The following is a 16,496-nucleotide window of genomic DNA, read 5'->3' as shown; positions in this document are numbered from 1 at the left end:
GGGTCCGCTTTGCGGCCCTTCGCGGTCACACAACAACAGCGGGCATTCAGACCCGCGCTGAGCAGGGGAAGGGATTTTTGTGAGCACTGCCGCCCGATCGATCCTGATGGTCGATGACGACCAGGAAATCCGCGAACTGTTACAAACCTACCTCAGCCGCTCGGGCTTTCAGGTCCGTGCCGAAGCCGATGGCCAAGGCTTTCGTCAAGCCCTCGACAGCGCACCCTGCGACCTGGTGATCCTCGATGTCATGCTCCCCGACGAAGACGGCTTCAGCCTGTGCCGTTGGGTCCGCCAGCATCCGCGCTTGTCGCGGGTGCCGATCATCATGCTCACCGCCAGCTCCGACGAAGCCGACCGCGTCATCGGCCTGGAACTGGGCGCTGACGATTACCTCGGCAAACCGTTCAGCCCACGCGAGTTGCAGGCCCGCATCAAGGCCCTGCTGCGCCGCGCTGAATTTGGCCAGGCTGCACCGAGCAGTGCGGTGCTGGCTTTTGACGACTGGCGTCTGGATACCGTCAGCCACCGCTTGTTCCACCGCGACGGCGAAGAGGTGATCCTCTCCGGCGCCGACTTTGCCTTGCTCAAGCTGTTTCTCGACAACCCGCAGCAGATCCTCGACCGCGACACCATCGGCAATGCCACCCGTGGGCGCGAGCCGATGCCGCTGGACCGCATCGTCGACATGGCGGTCAGCCGCTTGCGCTCGCGTCTGCGCGATACCGACAAGCCGCCGCGCTTGATCCGTACCGTGCGTGGCAGCGGCTACCTGTTGGCGGCACATGTCTGCCCCGCTAACTGAGCGCCGTTGGCGCCTGCTGCCGCGCTCGTTGCTCGGAAGGATGCTGCTGCTGACGTTGTTGGTGGTGCTGCTCGCCCAGGGTTTGTCGAGCCTGATCTGGGTCGCGCAACTGCGCGCCAGCCAGCTGCAGGGGCTACGGGCCAGTGCCAGTAGCCTGGCCCATTCGATGAGTGCCAGCGTCAGTTACTTTCGTTCGCTGCCCGTGGCCTACCGGCCGATGGTGCTCGACCAATTGCGCAGCATGGGTGGCACGCGGTTTTTCGTTTCGCTCAACGATAAGCCGCTGGACATGGCCGTGCTGCCGATCACCCCACGCAAGCAGGCCGTGATCGAGGTGTTCCAACAGGTGCTGCATGAGCGGCTCGGCCAGCAGATCGAAGTGTCCGTCGAGTTCGTCAGCCCCGATGAGCTGCGCATCTTCAACAGCGGGCTCAAGCTCGATGAACTGCCGCGCTCGTGGGCGCATTATTCGCTGACCCTCGAGCCGCTCAATCCGCCGGTGTTGGTGACGCAGATTCGCCTGGGCCAGGGCGAGTGGCTGTATATCGCCTCGCTGCTGCCCGAGCCCTATACCAGCCTTGAGGCCGAACGGCTGCCCCGTCAGCAGATGGGTTTCATCGCCCTGACCACCGCCCTGCTGTTGCTGTTCATCGGCCTGCTGGTGCATTGGCAAAGCCGGCCCTTGAAGCGCCTGGCGCGGGCGGCGCGAGAGTTGTCGCTGGGCGCCGATGTAGCGCCGGTGGTCGAAGGTGGCGGCAGCGAAGTGGTCGAAGTGGGGCGCGCGTTCAACAGCATGCGTGAACGCATCAGTCGCTACCTGACGGAGCGCAGCCAGCTGTTCAGTGCCATTTCCCATGACCTTCGTACACCGATCACCCGCCTGCGGCTGAGGGTCGAGTTGCTCGAGGACGAGCGCCAGCAAGCCAAGTTCAGCCGTGATCTGGATGAGCTGGAGCTGCTGGTCAAAGGTGCCTTGCAGTGCGTGAAGGACACCGACATTCACGAGAACATCGAGCCGATCGACCTCAATCAAATGCTGGAGATCCTGGCTGAGCCGTATCTGGGTGATGGCCGCATTACCCTGGAGGGCAGTGCCCAGGCGCCTTATCCAGGCAAGGCCCTGGCGCTGCGCCGGTGCATTGGCAACCTGATCGATAACGCCATCAAGTACGGCGAGCGCGCGCATTTGCGCATCATCGATGGCGCCGAAGGGTTTGTCTTGCAGGTGGATGATCAGGGCCCGGGCGTGCCGCAGCAGCAGATGGAGCAGGTGTTCGAGCCGCACTTTCGCCTGGCGGGCAAGCAACAGGGTTATGGCTTGGGGTTAGGGATCGCACGCAACATTGCCCACAGTCATGGGGGCGAAGTGAGCCTGTTGAATTTGCGTGAGGGTGGGCTGCGGGTGACCTTGTGTCTGCCACGTACGCCTGAGTGACCTGACACTACAAAGCCCAGAAATGTCACCACCAGGTGACATTCGCACAAGCCTTCGTGACATGGCAGCCACCGAGCGCTGGCTAGAATCTCGCTTCACGACAGGCATCTGGCCTGTCCTCGACAAGGACGAAGCAGATCGATGAGCACCGATCAATTTCCGCTCACCCGTTCGCTCGATTCACCCGCGCATCTCACCTGGTTGCTGGCTGAAGGGCAACGGTTGGTCTCATTCGCCAAGGCTTCGCGACTTGCCGAAGGCTTCGCCGGCCTCGATGCACAAGGACGTTTGCCCAACGAGGCCATCGCCGAAACCATCATCACTGCGCGTATGACCCACTGCTTCGCCATGGCCCATGTGCAAGGCATTCCAGGCTGTTTGGCCCTGGTCGAACATGGTGTGGCGGCCCTCAGCGGCCCACTCTGCGACGCCCGCTTCGGCGGTTGGTACGCTAAGCCCGCTCGCTATGGCGATACCGGCAAGGCGGCCTACCTGCATGCCTTCGTCGCCCTGGCGGCCAGCTCTGCAGTAATCGCCGGCAGCACCGCTGCGCCGCAGCTGTTACAGGCGGCAAGCGAGATCATCGAAAGGCATTTCTGGAGCGACGAGGAGGGCGCCCTGCGTGAAAGTTTCAGCCGCGACTGGCAGCAGGAGGAAGCCTACCGCGGTGCTAACAGCAACATGCACGCGACCGAGGCGTTCCTCGCCCTGGCCGATGTCACCGGCGACAGCGTCTGGTTGGATCGCGCGCTTAGGATCGTCGAACGCATCATCCATGGCCAGGCGCGGGCCAACGGTTACCAGGTCATCGAGCATTTCGACCCGCGCTGGCAAGCACTGGCGCAGTACAACGCGGCGAACCCTGCCGATGGCTTTCGTCCCTATGGCATCACCCCCGGGCACGGCTTCGAATGGTCACGCTTGCTCTTGCACCTGGAGGCCGCGCGCCAGTTGGCCAGCCTGGCCACGCCTGACTGGCTGCTGCCCGCCGCCCGTGGCCTGTTCGACAGCGCCTGTGAACACGGTTGGCACGCCGACGGTGCCCCAGGCATCGTCTACACCCTGGATTGGGATAAGCGCCCGGTAGTGCGCCAGCGCCTGCACTGGACCCACGCCGAAGCCAGCGCTGCCGCCGCAGCGTTATGGCGGCGCACCGGCGAGGCCCATTACCAGGGCTGGTACCACTGTTTCTGGACGTTCATCGATAGCCACTTGATCGACCGCGCCGCTGGCAGTTGGCACCACGAGTTGGACCCAGATAATCGCCCCAGCGCCAGCATCTGGGGCGGCAAACCCGACCTCTACCATGCCTACCAGGCCGTGCTGCTACCTGCTTTGCCGCTGGCGCCCAGCCTGGCTACTGCACTCGCCCGGGCCAATGTAACCAAGTGATGACATTCGCACAGCGCTTCGTTACCTGGCGCCATCCAAGGCGTTATTACACTGCTCTGCAACGCAAGCGACAGTCTTGCACTGCATAACAACAAGAAAGGTACTCCGATGAATTCGACTCTCCGCCTCGCCGCCGCGATCTCTCTTGCCTCGTTATTCCCCCTCAGCGCCCTGGCCGCCGATTCCAAAGGCAGCGTGGAAGTGGTGCATTGGTGGACTTCGGGCGGCGAGAAAGCCGCGGTCGACGTACTCAAAGCCCAGGTCGAGAAAGATGGGTTCACCTGGAAAGATGGCGCAGTCGCAGGCGGTGGCGGTGCAACGGCCATGACGGTGCTCAAAAGCCGTGCAGTCGCCGGCAACCCGCCAGGCGTCGCCCAGATCAAGGGGCCGGATATCCAGGACTGGGCCTCCACCGGGCTGCTCGACAGCGACGTACTCAAGGATGTAGCCAAGGCCGAGAACTGGGACGCTCTGCTGGAGAAGAAGGTCGCCGACACCGTCAAGTTCGACGGCGACTACGTGGCGGTGCCGGTGAACATTCACCGGGTCAACTGGTTGTGGATCAACCCTGAAGTGTTCAAGAAGGCGGGTATCGACAAGCTGCCGACCACCCTCGAAGAATTTTATGCCGCTGGTGACAAGCTCAAGGCCGCAGGCTTCATCGCGCTCGCCCATGGTGGCCAGCCGTGGCAGGACAGCACCGTATTCGAAGCGGTAGTGCTGTCGGTGATGGGGGCGGACGGCTACAAGAAAGCCTTCGTCGACCTCGATAACGCCACCCTGACCGGTCCGGACATGGTCAAGTCGCTGACCGAGCTCAAGCGAGTCGCAACCTACATGGATGTCGACGGCAAAGGCCAGGACTGGAACCTGGAGGCGGCCAAGGTCATCAATGGCAAGGCCGGCATGCAGGTCATGGGCGACTGGGCCAAGAGCGAATGGACCTTGGCCAAGAAGGTCGCCGGCCAGGATTACCAGTGCGTGCCGTTCCCCGGCACCGACAAGGCCTTCACCTACAACATCGACTCGTTGGTGGTGTTCAAGCAGAAGGATGCCGGTACTTCCGCCGGACAGCAGGACATCGCCAAGGTGGTCATGGGCGAGCACTTCCAGAAACTGTTCAGCACCAACAAAGGCTCGATCCCGGTGCGCAAGGACCTGCTCGCCGACATGGCCAAGCATGGCTTCGATGCCTGCGCGCAAACCTCGGCCAAGGACTTCCTTGCCGACGCCCAGAACGGCGGCCTGCAACCGAGCATGGCGCACAACATGGCGACCAACCTGGCGGTGCAGGGCGCGTTCTTCGATGTGGTGACCAACTACATCAATGACCCCAAGGCCGATCCTGCGGATGCTGCGAAGAAGCTGGGTGCAGCGATCAAGGCGGCGCAATAGCACGCCTCTGAAGCCATCGCCGCTGCAACTTGCCCTTGCTATCCACTGAGGGGGGACGGGCCGGCCTCTTCGCGGGCCGGCCCGCTCCCACAGGGATCGTGCTGCCTAGGCAATAGGCGCGCTTGCTGTGGCATCACTGACTGACAGGTATCGCAATCATGACTACCTTGACCGCCCAACTGCGGGCCTCACCCCTGGACGCCTTGCAGCGTTGGCTACCAAAACTGGTGCTGGCGCCGAGCATGTTCATCATCCTGGTGGGCTTCTACGGCTACATCCTGTGGACGTTCGTTCTCTCGTTCACCACCTCGACCTTCCTACCCACCTACAAGTGGGCCGGTCTTGCCCAATATGCCCGGTTGTTCGATAACGACCGCTGGTGGGTGGCGAGCAAGAACCTGCTGGTGTTCGGCGGCTTGTTCATCGGCATCAGCCTGGCGATCGGCGTGTTGCTGGCGGTGTTGCTCGACCAGCGCATCCGCCGCGAAGGCTTCATCCGCACCATCTACCTGTACCCGATGGCGCTGTCGATGATCGTCACCGGGACCGCCTGGAAATGGCTGCTCAACCCCGGCATGGGCCTGGACAAGCTGCTGCGCGACTGGGGCTGGGAGGGCTTTCGCCTGGACTGGCTGATCGACCCCGACCGGGTGGTGTACTGCCTGGTGATTGCGGCGGTCTGGCAGGCTTCGGGGTTCATCATGGCGATGTTCCTGGCCGGTTTGCGTGGGGTCGATCAGTCGATCATCCGCGCTGCGCAGATCGACGGCGCAAGCCTGCCGCGGATTTACTGGCAAGTGGTGCTGCCGAGCTTGCGGCCGGTGTTCTTCAGTTCGCTGATGATCCTCGCGCACATCGCCATCAAGAGCTTCGACCTGGTCGCGGCAATGACCGCAGGTGGCCCGGGCTACTCCTCCGACCTGCCGGCCATGTTCATGTATTCCTTCACCTTCAGCCGGGGCCAGATGGGCATGGGCTCGGCCAGTGCGATCCTCATGCTCGGCGCGATTCTGGCGATCCTGGTGCCGTACCTGTACTCGGAATTGAGGACCAAGCGCCATGACTAACCGCCTCGACAAACCGGCGCTGAGCCTGAGCCGCATCGCTATTCACGCGGTGTTGCTGAGCGCTGTACTGCTGTACCTGGTGCCGCTGGTGGTGATGCTGCTGACCAGTTTCAAAACCCCGGAAGACATCGGTTCGGGCAACCTGCTGAGCTGGCCGACGGTGGTCACCGGCATTGGCTGGGTCAAGGCCTGGGCCACGGTCAGCGGGTACTTCTGGAACTCGATCATGATCACCGTGCCTGCGGTGCTGATCTCCACCACCATCGGGGCGCTCAACGGCTATGTGCTGTCGATGTGGCGCTTTCGCGGCTCGCAGCTGTTCTTCGGCCTGCTGCTGTTCGGTTGCTTCCTGCCGTTCCAGACCGTGCTGCTGCCGGCCTCGTTCACCTTGGGCAAGCTGGGCCTGGCCAGCACCACTAGCGGCCTGGTGTTGGTGCATGTGGTCTACGGCCTGGCCTTCACCACGCTGTTCTTCCGCAATTACTACGTGAGCATTCCCGATGCTCTGGTCAAGGCGGCGCGCCTCGATGGCGCCGGGTTCTTCACCATCTTTGGGCGGATCATCCTGCCGATGTCGACGCCGATCATCATGGTCTGCCTGATCTGGCAGTTCACCCAGATCTGGAACGATTTCCTGTTCGGGGTGGTGTTCTCCAGCGGCGATTCGCAGCCGATCACCGTGGCCCTGAACAACCTGGTCAACACCAGCACCGGGGCCAAGGAATACAACGTCGACATGGCTGCGGCGATGATCGCCGGGCTGCCAACCCTGCTGGTCTACGTAGTGGCGGGCAAGTATTTCGTGCGCGGGCTGACCGCCGGCGCGGTCAAGGGGTAAGTCATGGCAACGCTCGAACTTCGCAATGTAAACAAGACCTACGGCACCGGCGTTCCGGACACGCTCAAGGACATCCAGCTGTCGATCAAGGATGGCGAGTTCCTGATCCTGGTCGGCCCCTCCGGCTGCGGCAAGTCGACCTTGATGAACTGCATCGCGGGCCTTGAGAGCATCAGTGGCGGGGCGATCCTGATCGACGAGCAGGACGTCAGCGGCATGAGCCCCAAGGATCGCGACATCGCCATGGTGTTCCAGTCCTACGCGCTGTACCCGACCATGAACGTGCGCGACAACATCGCCTTCGGCCTGAAGATTCGCAAGCTGCCCCAGGCGGCGATCGACGAGGAGGTGGCGCGGGTGGCCAAGCTGTTGCAGATCGAGCATCTGCTGACGCGCAAGCCGGGCCAGTTGTCCGGTGGCCAGCAGCAACGGGTGGCGATGGGCCGGGCGCTGGCGCGGCGGCCGAAGATCTACCTGTTCGACGAGCCGCTGTCGAACCTCGACGCCAAGCTGCGGGTCGAGATGCGCACCGAGATCAAGCTGATGCACCAGCGCCTGAAGACCACCACGGTGTACGTCACCCATGACCAGATCGAGGCCATGACCTTGGGCGACAAGGTGGCAGTGATGAAGGACGGCATCATCCAGCAGTTCGGGACACCGCAACAGATCTATAACGATCCGGCCAACCAGTTTGTCGCAAGCTTCATCGGCTCGCCGCCGATGAACTTCATCCCGGTGCGCCTGACCCGCCAAGACGGCCGCCTGCTGGCTTTGCTCGACAGTGGCCAGGCGCGCTGTGAGCTGCCACTGGGCGCGGCCACCGACGCATTCGAGGGGCGTGAGGTGATTCTCGGCGTGCGCCCCGAGCAGATCAGCCTGGGTACCGGCGAGGGCAACGGCCTGCCGGCAGTGCGCGCCGAGGTGCAGGTGACCGAGCCTACCGGGCCTGACCTGCTGGTGTTCGTCACCCTCAACCAGACCAAGGTCTGCTGCCGCCTGGCTCCGGATGTCGCCTGCCAGATTGGCGACAGCCTCAACCTGCAGTTCGATCCGGCGCGGGTGTTGCTGTTCGACGCGCAAAGCGGTGAGCGCCTGGACTTGTCCAGTGCCGCTGCGCCGCACAAGGACAATGTGGCTCGCTTCAAGGGCCGATAGATCGTCTACTTAAAAAACAAGAAAAGAGGACGCAAAGGGATGGAACATCGCAAACGCATCAAGACCTTGGGTTCGCTGGCCTTGCTGGCTGTGGTCGGCAGCAACGGCGCGCAGGCCGCCGAGGCCTTTTCCAGCGAATCGAAATGGATGACCGGCGACTGGGGCGGCACCCGTACCGAGCTGCTGGAAAAGGGCTACGACTTCACCCTCGACTATGTCGGCGAAGTGGCTGGCAACCTCAATGGCGGCTACAACGACGACAAGACCGCGCGCTACAGCGACCAGTTCGCCTTGGGCATGCACCTGGACCTGGAGAAGATCCTCGGCTGGGGCGATACCGAGTTCAAGCTGGCGATCACCGAGCGCAGCGGGCGCAACCTGTCCAATGACCGCATCAGCGACCCCCGTGCCGGGCAGTTCAGCTCGGTGCAAGAAGTGTGGGGGCGTGGCCAGACCTGGCGGCTGACCCAGATGTGGATCAAGCAGAAATACTTCGATGGCGCGCTGGATGTGAAATTCGGCCGCTTCGGTGAGGGCGAAGATTTCAACAGCTTCCCTTGCGACTTCCAGAACCTGGCGTTCTGTGGCTCGCAGGTCGGTAACTGGGTGGGGGGCATCTGGTACAACTGGCCGGTCAGCCAGTGGGCGCTGCGGGTCAAGTACAACATCACCCCGGAGTTCTTCGTTCAGGTCGGCGCATTCGAACAGAACCCCTCAAACCTTGAGACCGGTAATGGCTTCAAGCTCAGCGGCAGCGGCACCAAGGGCGCGATCCTGCCGGTGGAAATGGTCTGGTCGCCCAAGGTCAATGGCCTGCCGGGCGAGTACCGGCTGGGCTACTACTACAGCACGGCCAAGGCTGACGACGTCTATGAGGATGTCAACGGCAACCCGCAGGGCATCACTGGCGAGGGCTTCAAGTCGCACTCCAGTAAGCACGGCTGGTGGGTGGTGGCGCAGCAGCAGGTCACTGCCCACGGCGGCGACGTCAATCGCGGGCTGAGTGTGTTCGCCAACTTCACCGTGCATGACAAGGCCACCAACGTGGTCGACAACTACCAGCAAGTCGGCCTGGTCTATAAAGGCGCCTTCGATGCCCGGCCCAAGGATGACATCGGTTTCGGTATCGCCCGGATTCACGTCAACGACGACGTCAAGAAGCGCGCCGAGCAGCTCAATGCCGGCAGCGGCATCAATGACTACGACAATCCAGGCTTCGTCCCGCTGCAGCGCACCGAGTACAACGCCGAGCTGTACTACGGCTTCCATGTCACCAATTGGCTGACCGTGCGGCCCAACCTGCAATACATCAAAAGCCCCGGCGGGGTCGATGAAGTGGATAACGCGCTGGTCGCAGGCCTGAAGATTCAGTCGTCATTCTGAGGAAAATTGTTGTAAATTTACGCCATCCATTCTTGGCTATCCCGCTACCACTGGTCTTCAGTGGTAGCGCGGCTTGGGTCGAGACAGCGCTATCTCAAACAACAAGAGCTTTGGAACCATGCCTGAACATCCGCTACATCGCTTCTTTTCCACGCAACGGCCCAGGCCGACGTTCGAGTGGGAGCGTTACCAACAGCGCGATGTGCTGATCATAGATCACCCCCGTTGCCAGGCCGTTTTCAGCCGCCAGGGCGCCCAACTGCTGCACTTCCAACCGGCCGGCGAGCGACCCTGGTTGTGGTGTGCCGAGCGGTGGCCGCAGGTCGGGGCGATTCGTGGCGGGGTGCCGGTGTGCTGGCCCTGGTATGGCCGCCATCCCAGCGAAGACCTGTGGCCGGCCCATGGCTGGGCACGCTTGCTCGACTGGAAGCTGGTAGATAGCCGCGAGGATGAGGAGGGCGTGACCCTCACGTGGCGGCTGGACCTGTGCGATTGGCAGGTCGACCTGCACGCCCGGCTTGGCAATCGCATGGAGCTGAGCTTGAGCACCGAGCATCAGGACAGCGAACCTTGCCAGCTGAGCCATGCGCTGCTGGCCTATTGGCGTATCAGCAACGTTGCCGAGATAGCGCTATCTGGGCTGGAAGATATCGACGGCTACGACCGCTTGAATCGCCAGGCCTGCCGTGAGAACGGCGCGTTGAAGGTCAAGGGTGGGTGTCAGAAGGTCTATCCGGGCACGCCGCGGGTCCAGCTGCATGACCCGGCCTGGCAGCGCGAGCTGTGCATCGATACCGGCGACAGCGACGACACGGTGGTTTGGCACCCCGGCAATCGCCCGCTGATGGGCGTCAGCGGGCGCGAGAGCCGGGGATTTGTCTGCGTCGAAGCGGCGAGCGGCAGTGGCGAGGGCCTGAGTTTGGCGCCGGGGCAGCGCGCGCACCTGCGCTTGCAGGCGCACCGGCTCAATTGAGCTCGTCGTCCTCGATCGGATAGCGGCTAGCGTTGAGGCTTTCCTTGATCTTGCGCAGGTGCGGCTGGAAGTCGACGCCGCGGCGCAGGGTCATGCCGGTGGCGAGCACGTCGAGCACGGTCAGCTGGATGATCCGCGAGGTCATCGGCATGTAGATGTCGGTGTCCTCCGGCAGTGGGATGTGCAGGCTCAGGCTGCAGGCGTTGGCCAGCGGCGAGCCGGCAGCCGTCAGGCCGAGCACCGAGGCGCCGTTTTCGCGGGCCAGGCGCGCCACTTCGACCAGCTCGCGGGTACGCCCGGTGTAGGAAATGATCACGAACAGGTCGCCAGTATGGGCAACCGAGGCCAGCATGCGCTGCATCAGCACATCGGCATGGGCCGACACCGCGAGGTTGAAGCGAAAGAACTTGTGCTGGGCGTCGAGGGCCACCGGGGCCGAGGCGCCCAGGCCAAAGAAGTGGATCTGACGGGCCTGGATCATCATGTCCACGGCGCGGCTGATCTGTTGCGGGTCGAGTTGTTGGCAGGCACTGTCGAGCGAGGCAATGGCGCTGCCGAAGATCTTCTGGGTGTAGGCGGCCGGATCATCGTCCGCCTCCACCGCGCGGCTGACATAGGCGGCGCCACTGGCGAGGCTTTGCGCCAGTTGCAGCTTAAGCTCGGGGTAGCCACTGACGCCGAACGAGCGGCAGAAACGGTTGACGGTCGGCTCGCTGACCTTGGCCGCCTGGGCCAAAGCGGCGATGCTGAAACGAGTCGCCTGTTGAGGGTTGAGCAGGATGACTTCGGCGACTTTGCGTTCGGCCTTGTTCAGCTCGTCGAGGCGTCCCTGGATCTGTTCCAGGAGGTTGCGCACGCGGTCCATGGTGTGTCCTTGGGTCGAGAAGACAGCCGGCTGGCGGTGCAGCAGGCTTTTTGCAGTGTTGTCTATCGTACTGTCGGTAGGGGTTGATCTACCACTTGTCTGTAACACTTGTCGGTAATGTTGTGGTTTTTACTACATTACCTCTTGAAAACTGCCGTTGAAAACGATATTCCTAGGCCAACTTTAGGAAAGAACCAACATCATGGCTGCGATCAGTGTTGAACCTTGCACCTTTGCCCTGTTTGGCGCCCTTGGCGACCTGGCACTGCGCAAGCTGTTCCCCGCGCTCTATCAGCTCGACCGTGCCGGCTTGCTGCATGCCGACTCGCGCCTGCTGGCGCTGGCCCGCGAGCCGGGCGATGGCGAGCAGCACCTGGCTAACATCGAAGCCCATCTGCGCCGCTACGTACCGGATGCCGACATCGAGGCGGCGGCGCTGGAGCGCTTCGTTGCGCGGCTGAGCTACCTGCACCTGGACTTCCTCCAGCCCGAGGGTTATCAGGCCCTGGCCGAGCAAGCGGCGGGCAGCCTGCCGCTGATCGCGTATTTCGCCACGCCCGCAGCGGTCTATGGTGCGATCTGCGAGAACCTCGACAAAGCCGGGCTGGTCGAGCGCACCCGTGTGGTGCTGGAAAAGCCCATCGGTCACGATCTTGAGTCGTCGCGCCGGGTCAACGACGCGGTGGCGCGGTTTTTCCCGGAGAGCCGGGTTTATCGCATCGACCATTACCTGGGCAAGGAGACCGTGCAAAACCTGATTGCGCTGCGCTTTGCCAACAGCCTGTTCGAAACCCAGTGGAACCAGAATTCCATCAGCCACGTGGAGATCACCGTGGCCGAGAAGGTCGGCATCGAAGGCCGTTGGGGCTATTTCGACAAAGCCGGCCAGCTGCGCGACATGATCCAGAACCACCTGCTGCAGCTGCTCTGCCTGATTGCCATGGACCCGCCCAGTGACCTCTCCGCCGACAGCATCCGCGACGAGAAGGTCAAGGTGCTCAAGGCCCTGGCGCCGATCACGGGTGAAGGCCTGAGCACCGCCGTGGTGCGTGGCCAGTACATTGCCGGCTACAGCGATGGCAAGCCGGTGCCCGGCTACCTGGAAGAAGACAACGCCAACGCCCAGAGCGACACCGAGACCTTCGTTGCCCTGCGCGCCGACATCCGCAATTGGCGCTGGTCGGGGGTGCCGTTCTATCTGCGCACCGGCAAGCGCATGCCGGGCAAGCTGTCGCAGATCGTCATCCACTTCAAGGAAACCCCGCACTACATCTTCGCCCCGGAACAGCGTTTGCAGATCGGTAACAAGCTGATCATCCGCCTGCAACCGGACGAGGGTATCTCGTTGCGGGTGATGACCAAAGAGCAGGGCCTGGACAAGGGCATGCAACTGCGCAGTGGCCCGCTGCAGCTGAATTTCTCCGATACCTGGCGCAGTGCGCGGATTCCGGATGCCTACGAGCGGCTGCTGCTGGAAGTGATGCGCGGTAACCAGAACCTGTTCGTGCGCAAGGACGAGATCGAATATGCATGGAAATGGTGCGACCAGCTGATCGCCGGCTGGAAGAATGCCGGTGACGCTCCCAAGCCCTATGCGGCAGGTTCCTGGGGGCCAATGAGCTCGATTGCACTGATCACACGGGATGGGAGGGCGTGGTATGGCGATATCTGAATTGAAACTGCCAGTGGGGGTGAAAACCCATGCCCTGGCCGACTCCAAGGCCCTGGCCACGACGCTGGCCGGTGATGTTGCCGAGCGCTTGCGCCAGGCTATTGCTGGCAAAGGGCAGGCTTGTGTCGTGCTCTCTGGCGGGCGCAGCCCGGTGCCATTTCTTGAGCGATTGGCGAGCGAGAAGCTCGACTGGTCCAAGGTCACTGTGAGCCTGGCTGACGAGCGCTGGGTGCCGGTTGAGCATCCTGACAGTAACGCCGGCCTGCTGGCCCGCCACCTGTTCAAGGGCGAGGCGGCCAAGGCCCGCTTCATTGGCTTGTACCAGCAGGCGCCGAGCCTGGACGCTGCTGCCGAGCTTGCCGATCAGGCCCTGGCCGAGCTGCCGCCGATCGATGTGCTGGTGCTGGGCATGGGTGACGATGGCCATACCGCCTCGCTGTTCCCGGCCAGCCCGCTGCTGCGCCAAGGCCTGGGCAAGATCGGCGAGCGGCGGATTCTGCCCATGCTCGCCCCGAGCGTGCCGCACCAGCGCCTGTCGATGACCCGCGCCTTGCTGGCCAGCGCCAGCTTCATCGCGCTGGCGGTGCAAGGCGAAGGCAAACTCGCTACCCTGCGCGCCGCGCTGGCCGCCGATGACACTACCGAAATGCCGATTCGCGCCTTTCTTCACGACCCCCTGGACATCTACTGGTGCCCATGAGCCAAGGATCCACTGTCATGACCACCCTTGAACGCCCACAGCCTTTGCTCTCGATGGCCGAGAAAACCGCACGGATCGACGAGATCTGTGAGCAGGCGCGCATCTTGCCGGTGATCACCATCGCCCGTGAGCAAGACATCCTGCCGCTGGCCGATGCCCTGGCCGCTGGCGGCATTCGTACGCTGGAAGTGACCCTGCGCTCGGCGCATGGCCTGAAGGCCATTCAAGTGCTGCGTGAGCAACGTCCGGAGCTGTGCATCGGGGCGGGCACCGTGCTGGATCGCAGCATGTTCGCTGCGGTCGAGGCGGCCGGTGCCCAGTTCGTCGTCACGCCCGGCATCACCCCGGACATTCTCCAGGCCGGTGTCGAGAGCGATATCCCACTGTTGCCTGGGATCAGCACGCCGTCGGAGATCATGATGGGCTACGCCCTCGGTTACCGGCGCTTCAAGCTGTTTCCGGCGGAGATCAGCGGCGGCGTCGCGGCGATCAAGGCCTTTGGCGGGCCGTTTGGCGATATTCGCTTCTGCCCGACCGGTGGCGTGAATACCGCCAACGTGCGCAATTACATGGCCCTGGCCAATGTGATGTGCGTGGGTGGCACCTGGATGCTCGACAGCAGCTGGATCAAGAACGGCGATTGGGCGCGGATTACCGAGTGCAGCGCTGAGGCGATTGCGTTGCTCGACTGAAACGAATTCGTTGTGTGCTACACGGCTTATGGGGCGCTTGGTCGGCGCCCCTTTTTTTGTCTGCAGGTTTTGTGTTGGCTGTGCCGCCTCATCGCGGGGCAAGCCCGCTCCCACCAACAGCTGGTGAATGGATAGCTTGCGTGGGAGCGGGCTTGCCCCGCGATGAGGCCGGTACTGCTCGCCCCGAGCAGTCAGGCTCACGCCACTCTGAACCGCCCCACCAACTGCTGCTGAAACTCCGCCAGGCGCGCCAGTTCCTGGCTGGTCACCGCCGTCTGCTGCGCCCCTGCGCTGACCTGGATGACCAGGTCGTTGATCTCGTTGACGTTACGGCTGATGTCTTCCGACACCGCACTCTGCTCCTCGGCCGCCGAAGCGATCTGGATGTTGCGGTCGTTGATGCTGGCCACGCCCTCGGCAATTTCCCCAAGCAGTTCGCCGGCTCGACCAATTCGCTCGGCGCCTGATTGGGCTTTGCCCAGGGTTTCCAGCATCGAGGCATTGGCGCGGTCCGAGCCTGCCTGCAGGTTGCTGATCATCTGCTGAATGTTGCCGGTCGATTCCTGGGTGCGTTGCGCCAAGGTGCGCACTTCGGTAGCGACTACGGCAAAGCCACGCCCATGATCGCCGGCACGCGCCGCTTCGATGGCGGCGTTGAGCGCGAGCAGGTTGGTCTGTTCGGCAATCCCGCGAATCACATCCAGCACCGAGGTGATGGCGTCGCTTTCATCCTTGAGCTCATCGATGATCGTCGCTGTCTGCTGCGCCTGATTCGACAGTTCGCGGATCAGCGCGATGGTCGTTTCGATCTCTGCGCGGCCTTGTTCGGTACTGGTGTGGATCTGCTGCGACAGGCTCGCGGCGTCATTGGTGCTGTGGGCGACGTCGCGCACCGTGGCGCTCATTTCGTTGATCGCAGTGGCCACCGACTCGGTGCTCTGGCGCTGCTGCTCGACGCTGCGGCTGGTTTGCAGGGTGACGGCGGACGACTCTTCTGCGGCGGTCGCAACCTGAGCGGTGGCATTACCGATTTCCTGAACGATCTCGGTGATCTGGTTGGCCATGCGGTTGAGGTTACTGGCGATCTGGCCGAACTCGTCCTTGCTGCGGTACTTGGCCCGGGCGGTCAGGTCGCGCTGGGCGAGGCTCTCCAGGGTGGCATTGATATCGCGCACGGCACTGCCGATGCTGCGGATGATCAGCCACGACAACAGGGCCACGGCCACCAGGGCGATGAGGATACCGCCGAGGGTCAGCCACAAGGCGCCGGCGGCAGTGTGGCGTGCTTGTTCGGCCAGTTGACCGACGTTGGCCGCCAGGGCACGTTCGACTTCGCTCAGTTGGTCGATGCGTTGGGTCGACGTCTCGAACCAGGTTTCTGGCTTGACGCCCAGTGGCTGGCCCAAGGGTGTTTCAAAGGCCAGCTTCTGGATTCGAGCCACTTCCAGCGCTGCTGTGGTGCGCTGGCGCTCTTCGAATTGGCTCAGGCCTGTGGCAGTCGCTTTACGCCGGTAGCCATCGGTATAGGCGCTGAGCTCACCCAGGTTACGGCTGAATCGTGAGAACAGGGCTTCATTGAAACGGTCCTGGCTAAACACAATTCCCAGCAATGCCCGTTCGCGCCCGGCGCGCTCTTTGAGTTCGATGAATTGATTGAGTGCGCCCAAGGCATGAACCACAGCGGTATCGCTGACGCGACGTTCCAATAGTTGGGTATAACCGATCAACTGTTGGATCATACCGGTATAGCGGGCGCCGGACTCATTACTGTCGATGGCCAAACTATCGATTTGCCCGCGGGTTTCTTTCAAGCGGGTAATCGCTTCGAGGAAGGTATTGTGATCGTTGCCGGTTGTTGGCAATTCACGCAGGGCGGCGATGGCGCTGTCGCTATCGCCGCGCAAGGGGCCAAGGCGATCGCCCATGCTCTTGCCGTGGCTGCCGATAAATACGCCGCTGGCGCCACGCTCGCGCTGCAAGGTAGTAATCAACTGGCTCAGGCGCTCGACGGTGCTGCTGGCTGCGACGGTGGCTTGCATGTCGCGCAGGCTCTTGTAGTTCTCGGCGATATTCAGGCCGCAAAGAATCAGGAAGCCCAGGAGAGGGAATAGTACGATCAAC

The 16,496-nt window shown here is 62.8% G+C and carries 14 protein-coding genes and 1 pseudogene; 12 read left to right on the top strand and 3 right to left on the bottom strand.

Going from position 1 to position 16,496, the window contains the following annotated elements:
* The first annotated feature begins 79 nt into the window (after positions 1-79).
* The 9 genes from AAZU54_RS15030 to AAZU54_RS14990 all read left to right on the top strand — a co-directional run bounded on the left by AAZU54_RS15030 (position 80) and on the right by AAZU54_RS14990 (position 10,446).
* Complete coding sequence (locus AAZU54_RS15030; protein ID WP_186556427.1) at positions 80-805, top strand: response regulator; 726 nt, start codon at positions 80-82, stop codon at positions 803-805.
* Positions 786-2,240 (top strand): ATP-binding protein, encoded by a 1,455-nt coding sequence (locus AAZU54_RS15025; protein ID WP_434727324.1) that lies wholly within the window; start codon positions 786-788, stop codon positions 2,238-2,240. Before AAZU54_RS15030 ends, AAZU54_RS15025 begins: the two co-directional genes overlap by 20 nt.
* Positions 2,241-2,381: 141 nt before the next feature.
* A complete protein-coding gene (locus AAZU54_RS15020) occupies positions 2,382-3,632 on the top strand; it encodes an AGE family epimerase/isomerase (RefSeq protein WP_434727323.1) in 1,251 nt (416 codons plus the stop codon).
* A gap of 108 nt (positions 3,633-3,740) precedes the next feature.
* Positions 3,741-5,027 (top strand): ABC transporter substrate-binding protein, encoded by a 1,287-nt coding sequence (locus AAZU54_RS15015; protein ID WP_312152974.1) that lies wholly within the window; start codon positions 3,741-3,743, stop codon positions 5,025-5,027.
* Between the two features lie 158 nt (positions 5,028-5,185).
* Complete coding sequence (locus AAZU54_RS15010; protein WP_186556423.1) at positions 5,186-6,094, top strand: carbohydrate ABC transporter permease; 909 nt, start codon at positions 5,186-5,188, stop codon at positions 6,092-6,094.
* The gene (locus AAZU54_RS15005; RefSeq protein ID WP_186556422.1) at positions 6,087-6,932 is read left to right on the top strand and encodes a carbohydrate ABC transporter permease; all 846 of its coding nucleotides are present in this window, start codon (positions 6,087-6,089) and stop codon (positions 6,930-6,932) included. Before AAZU54_RS15010 ends, AAZU54_RS15005 begins: the two co-directional genes overlap by 8 nt.
* Before the next feature lie 3 nt (positions 6,933-6,935).
* On the top strand, positions 6,936-8,090 hold the full coding sequence (locus tag AAZU54_RS15000; protein WP_186556421.1) for an ABC transporter ATP-binding protein: 1,155 nt from the start codon (positions 6,936-6,938) through the stop codon (positions 8,088-8,090).
* Positions 8,091-8,129: 39 nt separating this feature from the next.
* Positions 8,130-9,473, top strand: a complete 1,344-nt coding sequence (locus AAZU54_RS14995) for a carbohydrate porin (RefSeq protein ID WP_186556420.1) — start codon at positions 8,130-8,132, stop codon at positions 9,471-9,473.
* A 118-nt stretch (positions 9,474-9,591) separates the two neighbouring features.
* Positions 9,592-10,446, top strand: a complete 855-nt coding sequence (locus AAZU54_RS14990; protein WP_186556419.1) for a D-hexose-6-phosphate mutarotase — start codon at positions 9,592-9,594, stop codon at positions 10,444-10,446.
* Here AAZU54_RS14990 and hexR read toward each other — a convergent pair.
* A complete protein-coding gene (gene hexR / locus AAZU54_RS14985; RefSeq protein WP_186556454.1) occupies positions 10,439-11,302 on the bottom strand; it encodes a DNA-binding transcriptional regulator HexR in 864 nt (287 codons plus the stop codon). The two genes, AAZU54_RS14990 and hexR, sit on opposite strands and share 8 nt — an antisense overlap.
* A gap of 211 nt (positions 11,303-11,513) precedes the next feature.
* Between hexR and zwf the strand changes: the two genes are divergently transcribed.
* Genes zwf through AAZU54_RS14970 form a run of 3 tightly spaced genes read left to right on the top strand, consistent with a single transcriptional unit; the run spans position 11,514 to position 14,375 of the window.
* Positions 11,514-12,983: a glucose-6-phosphate dehydrogenase gene (gene zwf, locus AAZU54_RS14980; protein WP_186556418.1), complete on the top strand. Its 1,470-nt coding sequence runs from the start codon at positions 11,514-11,516 to the stop codon at positions 12,981-12,983.
* On the top strand, positions 12,970-13,683 hold the full coding sequence (pgl, locus tag AAZU54_RS14975; protein ID WP_434727322.1) for a 6-phosphogluconolactonase: 714 nt from the start codon (positions 12,970-12,972) through the stop codon (positions 13,681-13,683). Before zwf ends, pgl begins: the two co-directional genes overlap by 14 nt.
* 17 nt (positions 13,684-13,700) lie before the next feature.
* Positions 13,701-14,375 (top strand): bifunctional 4-hydroxy-2-oxoglutarate aldolase/2-dehydro-3-deoxy-phosphogluconate aldolase, encoded by a 675-nt coding sequence (locus AAZU54_RS14970; protein WP_186556416.1) that lies wholly within the window; start codon positions 13,701-13,703, stop codon positions 14,373-14,375.
* A gap of 197 nt (positions 14,376-14,572) precedes the next feature.
* Here AAZU54_RS14970 and AAZU54_RS14965 read toward each other — a convergent pair whose 3' ends face one another.
* Positions 14,573-15,439, bottom strand: coding sequence for a methyl-accepting chemotaxis protein (locus AAZU54_RS14965; protein ID WP_392464176.1), 867 nt, complete (start codon positions 15,437-15,439; stop codon positions 14,573-14,575).
* A pseudogene (locus AAZU54_RS14960) lies at positions 15,434-16,414 on the bottom strand (nitrate- and nitrite sensing domain-containing protein); the annotation flags it as partial. The pseudogene AAZU54_RS14960 and the gene AAZU54_RS14965, both read right to left, overlap by 6 nt.
* Between the last annotated feature and the right edge of the window lie 82 nt (positions 16,415-16,496).

The organism is Pseudomonas sp. Je.1.5.c (genome assembly GCF_051129895.1).
Taxonomy (GTDB): Bacteria; Pseudomonadota; Gammaproteobacteria; order Pseudomonadales; family Pseudomonadaceae; genus Aquipseudomonas; species Aquipseudomonas urmiensis.
This window is presented reverse-complemented; position numbering and strand designations above follow the sequence as displayed.

Bases quoted from the DNA above. Each gene is read 5' to 3' on its own strand.
- AAZU54_RS15025 (WP_434727324.1), top strand. From the start codon at position 786: ATGTCTGCCCCGCTAACTGAGCGCCGTTGGCGCCTGCTGCCGCGCTCG.
- AAZU54_RS15020 (WP_434727323.1), top strand. From the start codon at position 2,382: ATGAGCACCGATCAATTTCCGCTCACCCGTTCGCTCGATTCACCCGCG.
- AAZU54_RS15015 (WP_312152974.1), top strand. From the start codon at position 3,741: ATGAATTCGACTCTCCGCCTCGCCGCCGCGATCTCTCTTGCCTCGTTA.
- AAZU54_RS15010 (WP_186556423.1), top strand. From the start codon at position 5,186: ATGACTACCTTGACCGCCCAACTGCGGGCCTCACCCCTGGACGCCTTG.
- AAZU54_RS15005 (WP_186556422.1), top strand. From the start codon at position 6,087: ATGACTAACCGCCTCGACAAACCGGCGCTGAGCCTGAGCCGCATCGCT.
- AAZU54_RS15000 (WP_186556421.1), top strand. From the start codon at position 6,936: ATGGCAACGCTCGAACTTCGCAATGTAAACAAGACCTACGGCACCGGC.
- AAZU54_RS14995 (WP_186556420.1), top strand. From the start codon at position 8,130: ATGGAACATCGCAAACGCATCAAGACCTTGGGTTCGCTGGCCTTGCTG.
- AAZU54_RS14990 (WP_186556419.1), top strand. From the start codon at position 9,592: ATGCCTGAACATCCGCTACATCGCTTCTTTTCCACGCAACGGCCCAGG.
- zwf (WP_186556418.1), top strand. From the start codon at position 11,514: ATGGCTGCGATCAGTGTTGAACCTTGCACCTTTGCCCTGTTTGGCGCC.
- pgl (WP_434727322.1), top strand. From the start codon at position 12,970: ATGGCGATATCTGAATTGAAACTGCCAGTGGGGGTGAAAACCCATGCC.
- AAZU54_RS14970 (WP_186556416.1), top strand. From the start codon at position 13,701: ATGACCACCCTTGAACGCCCACAGCCTTTGCTCTCGATGGCCGAGAAA.
- AAZU54_RS14965 (WP_392464176.1), bottom strand. From the start codon at position 15,439: ATGGCCAACCAGATCACCGAGATCGTTCAGGAAATCGGTAATGCCACC.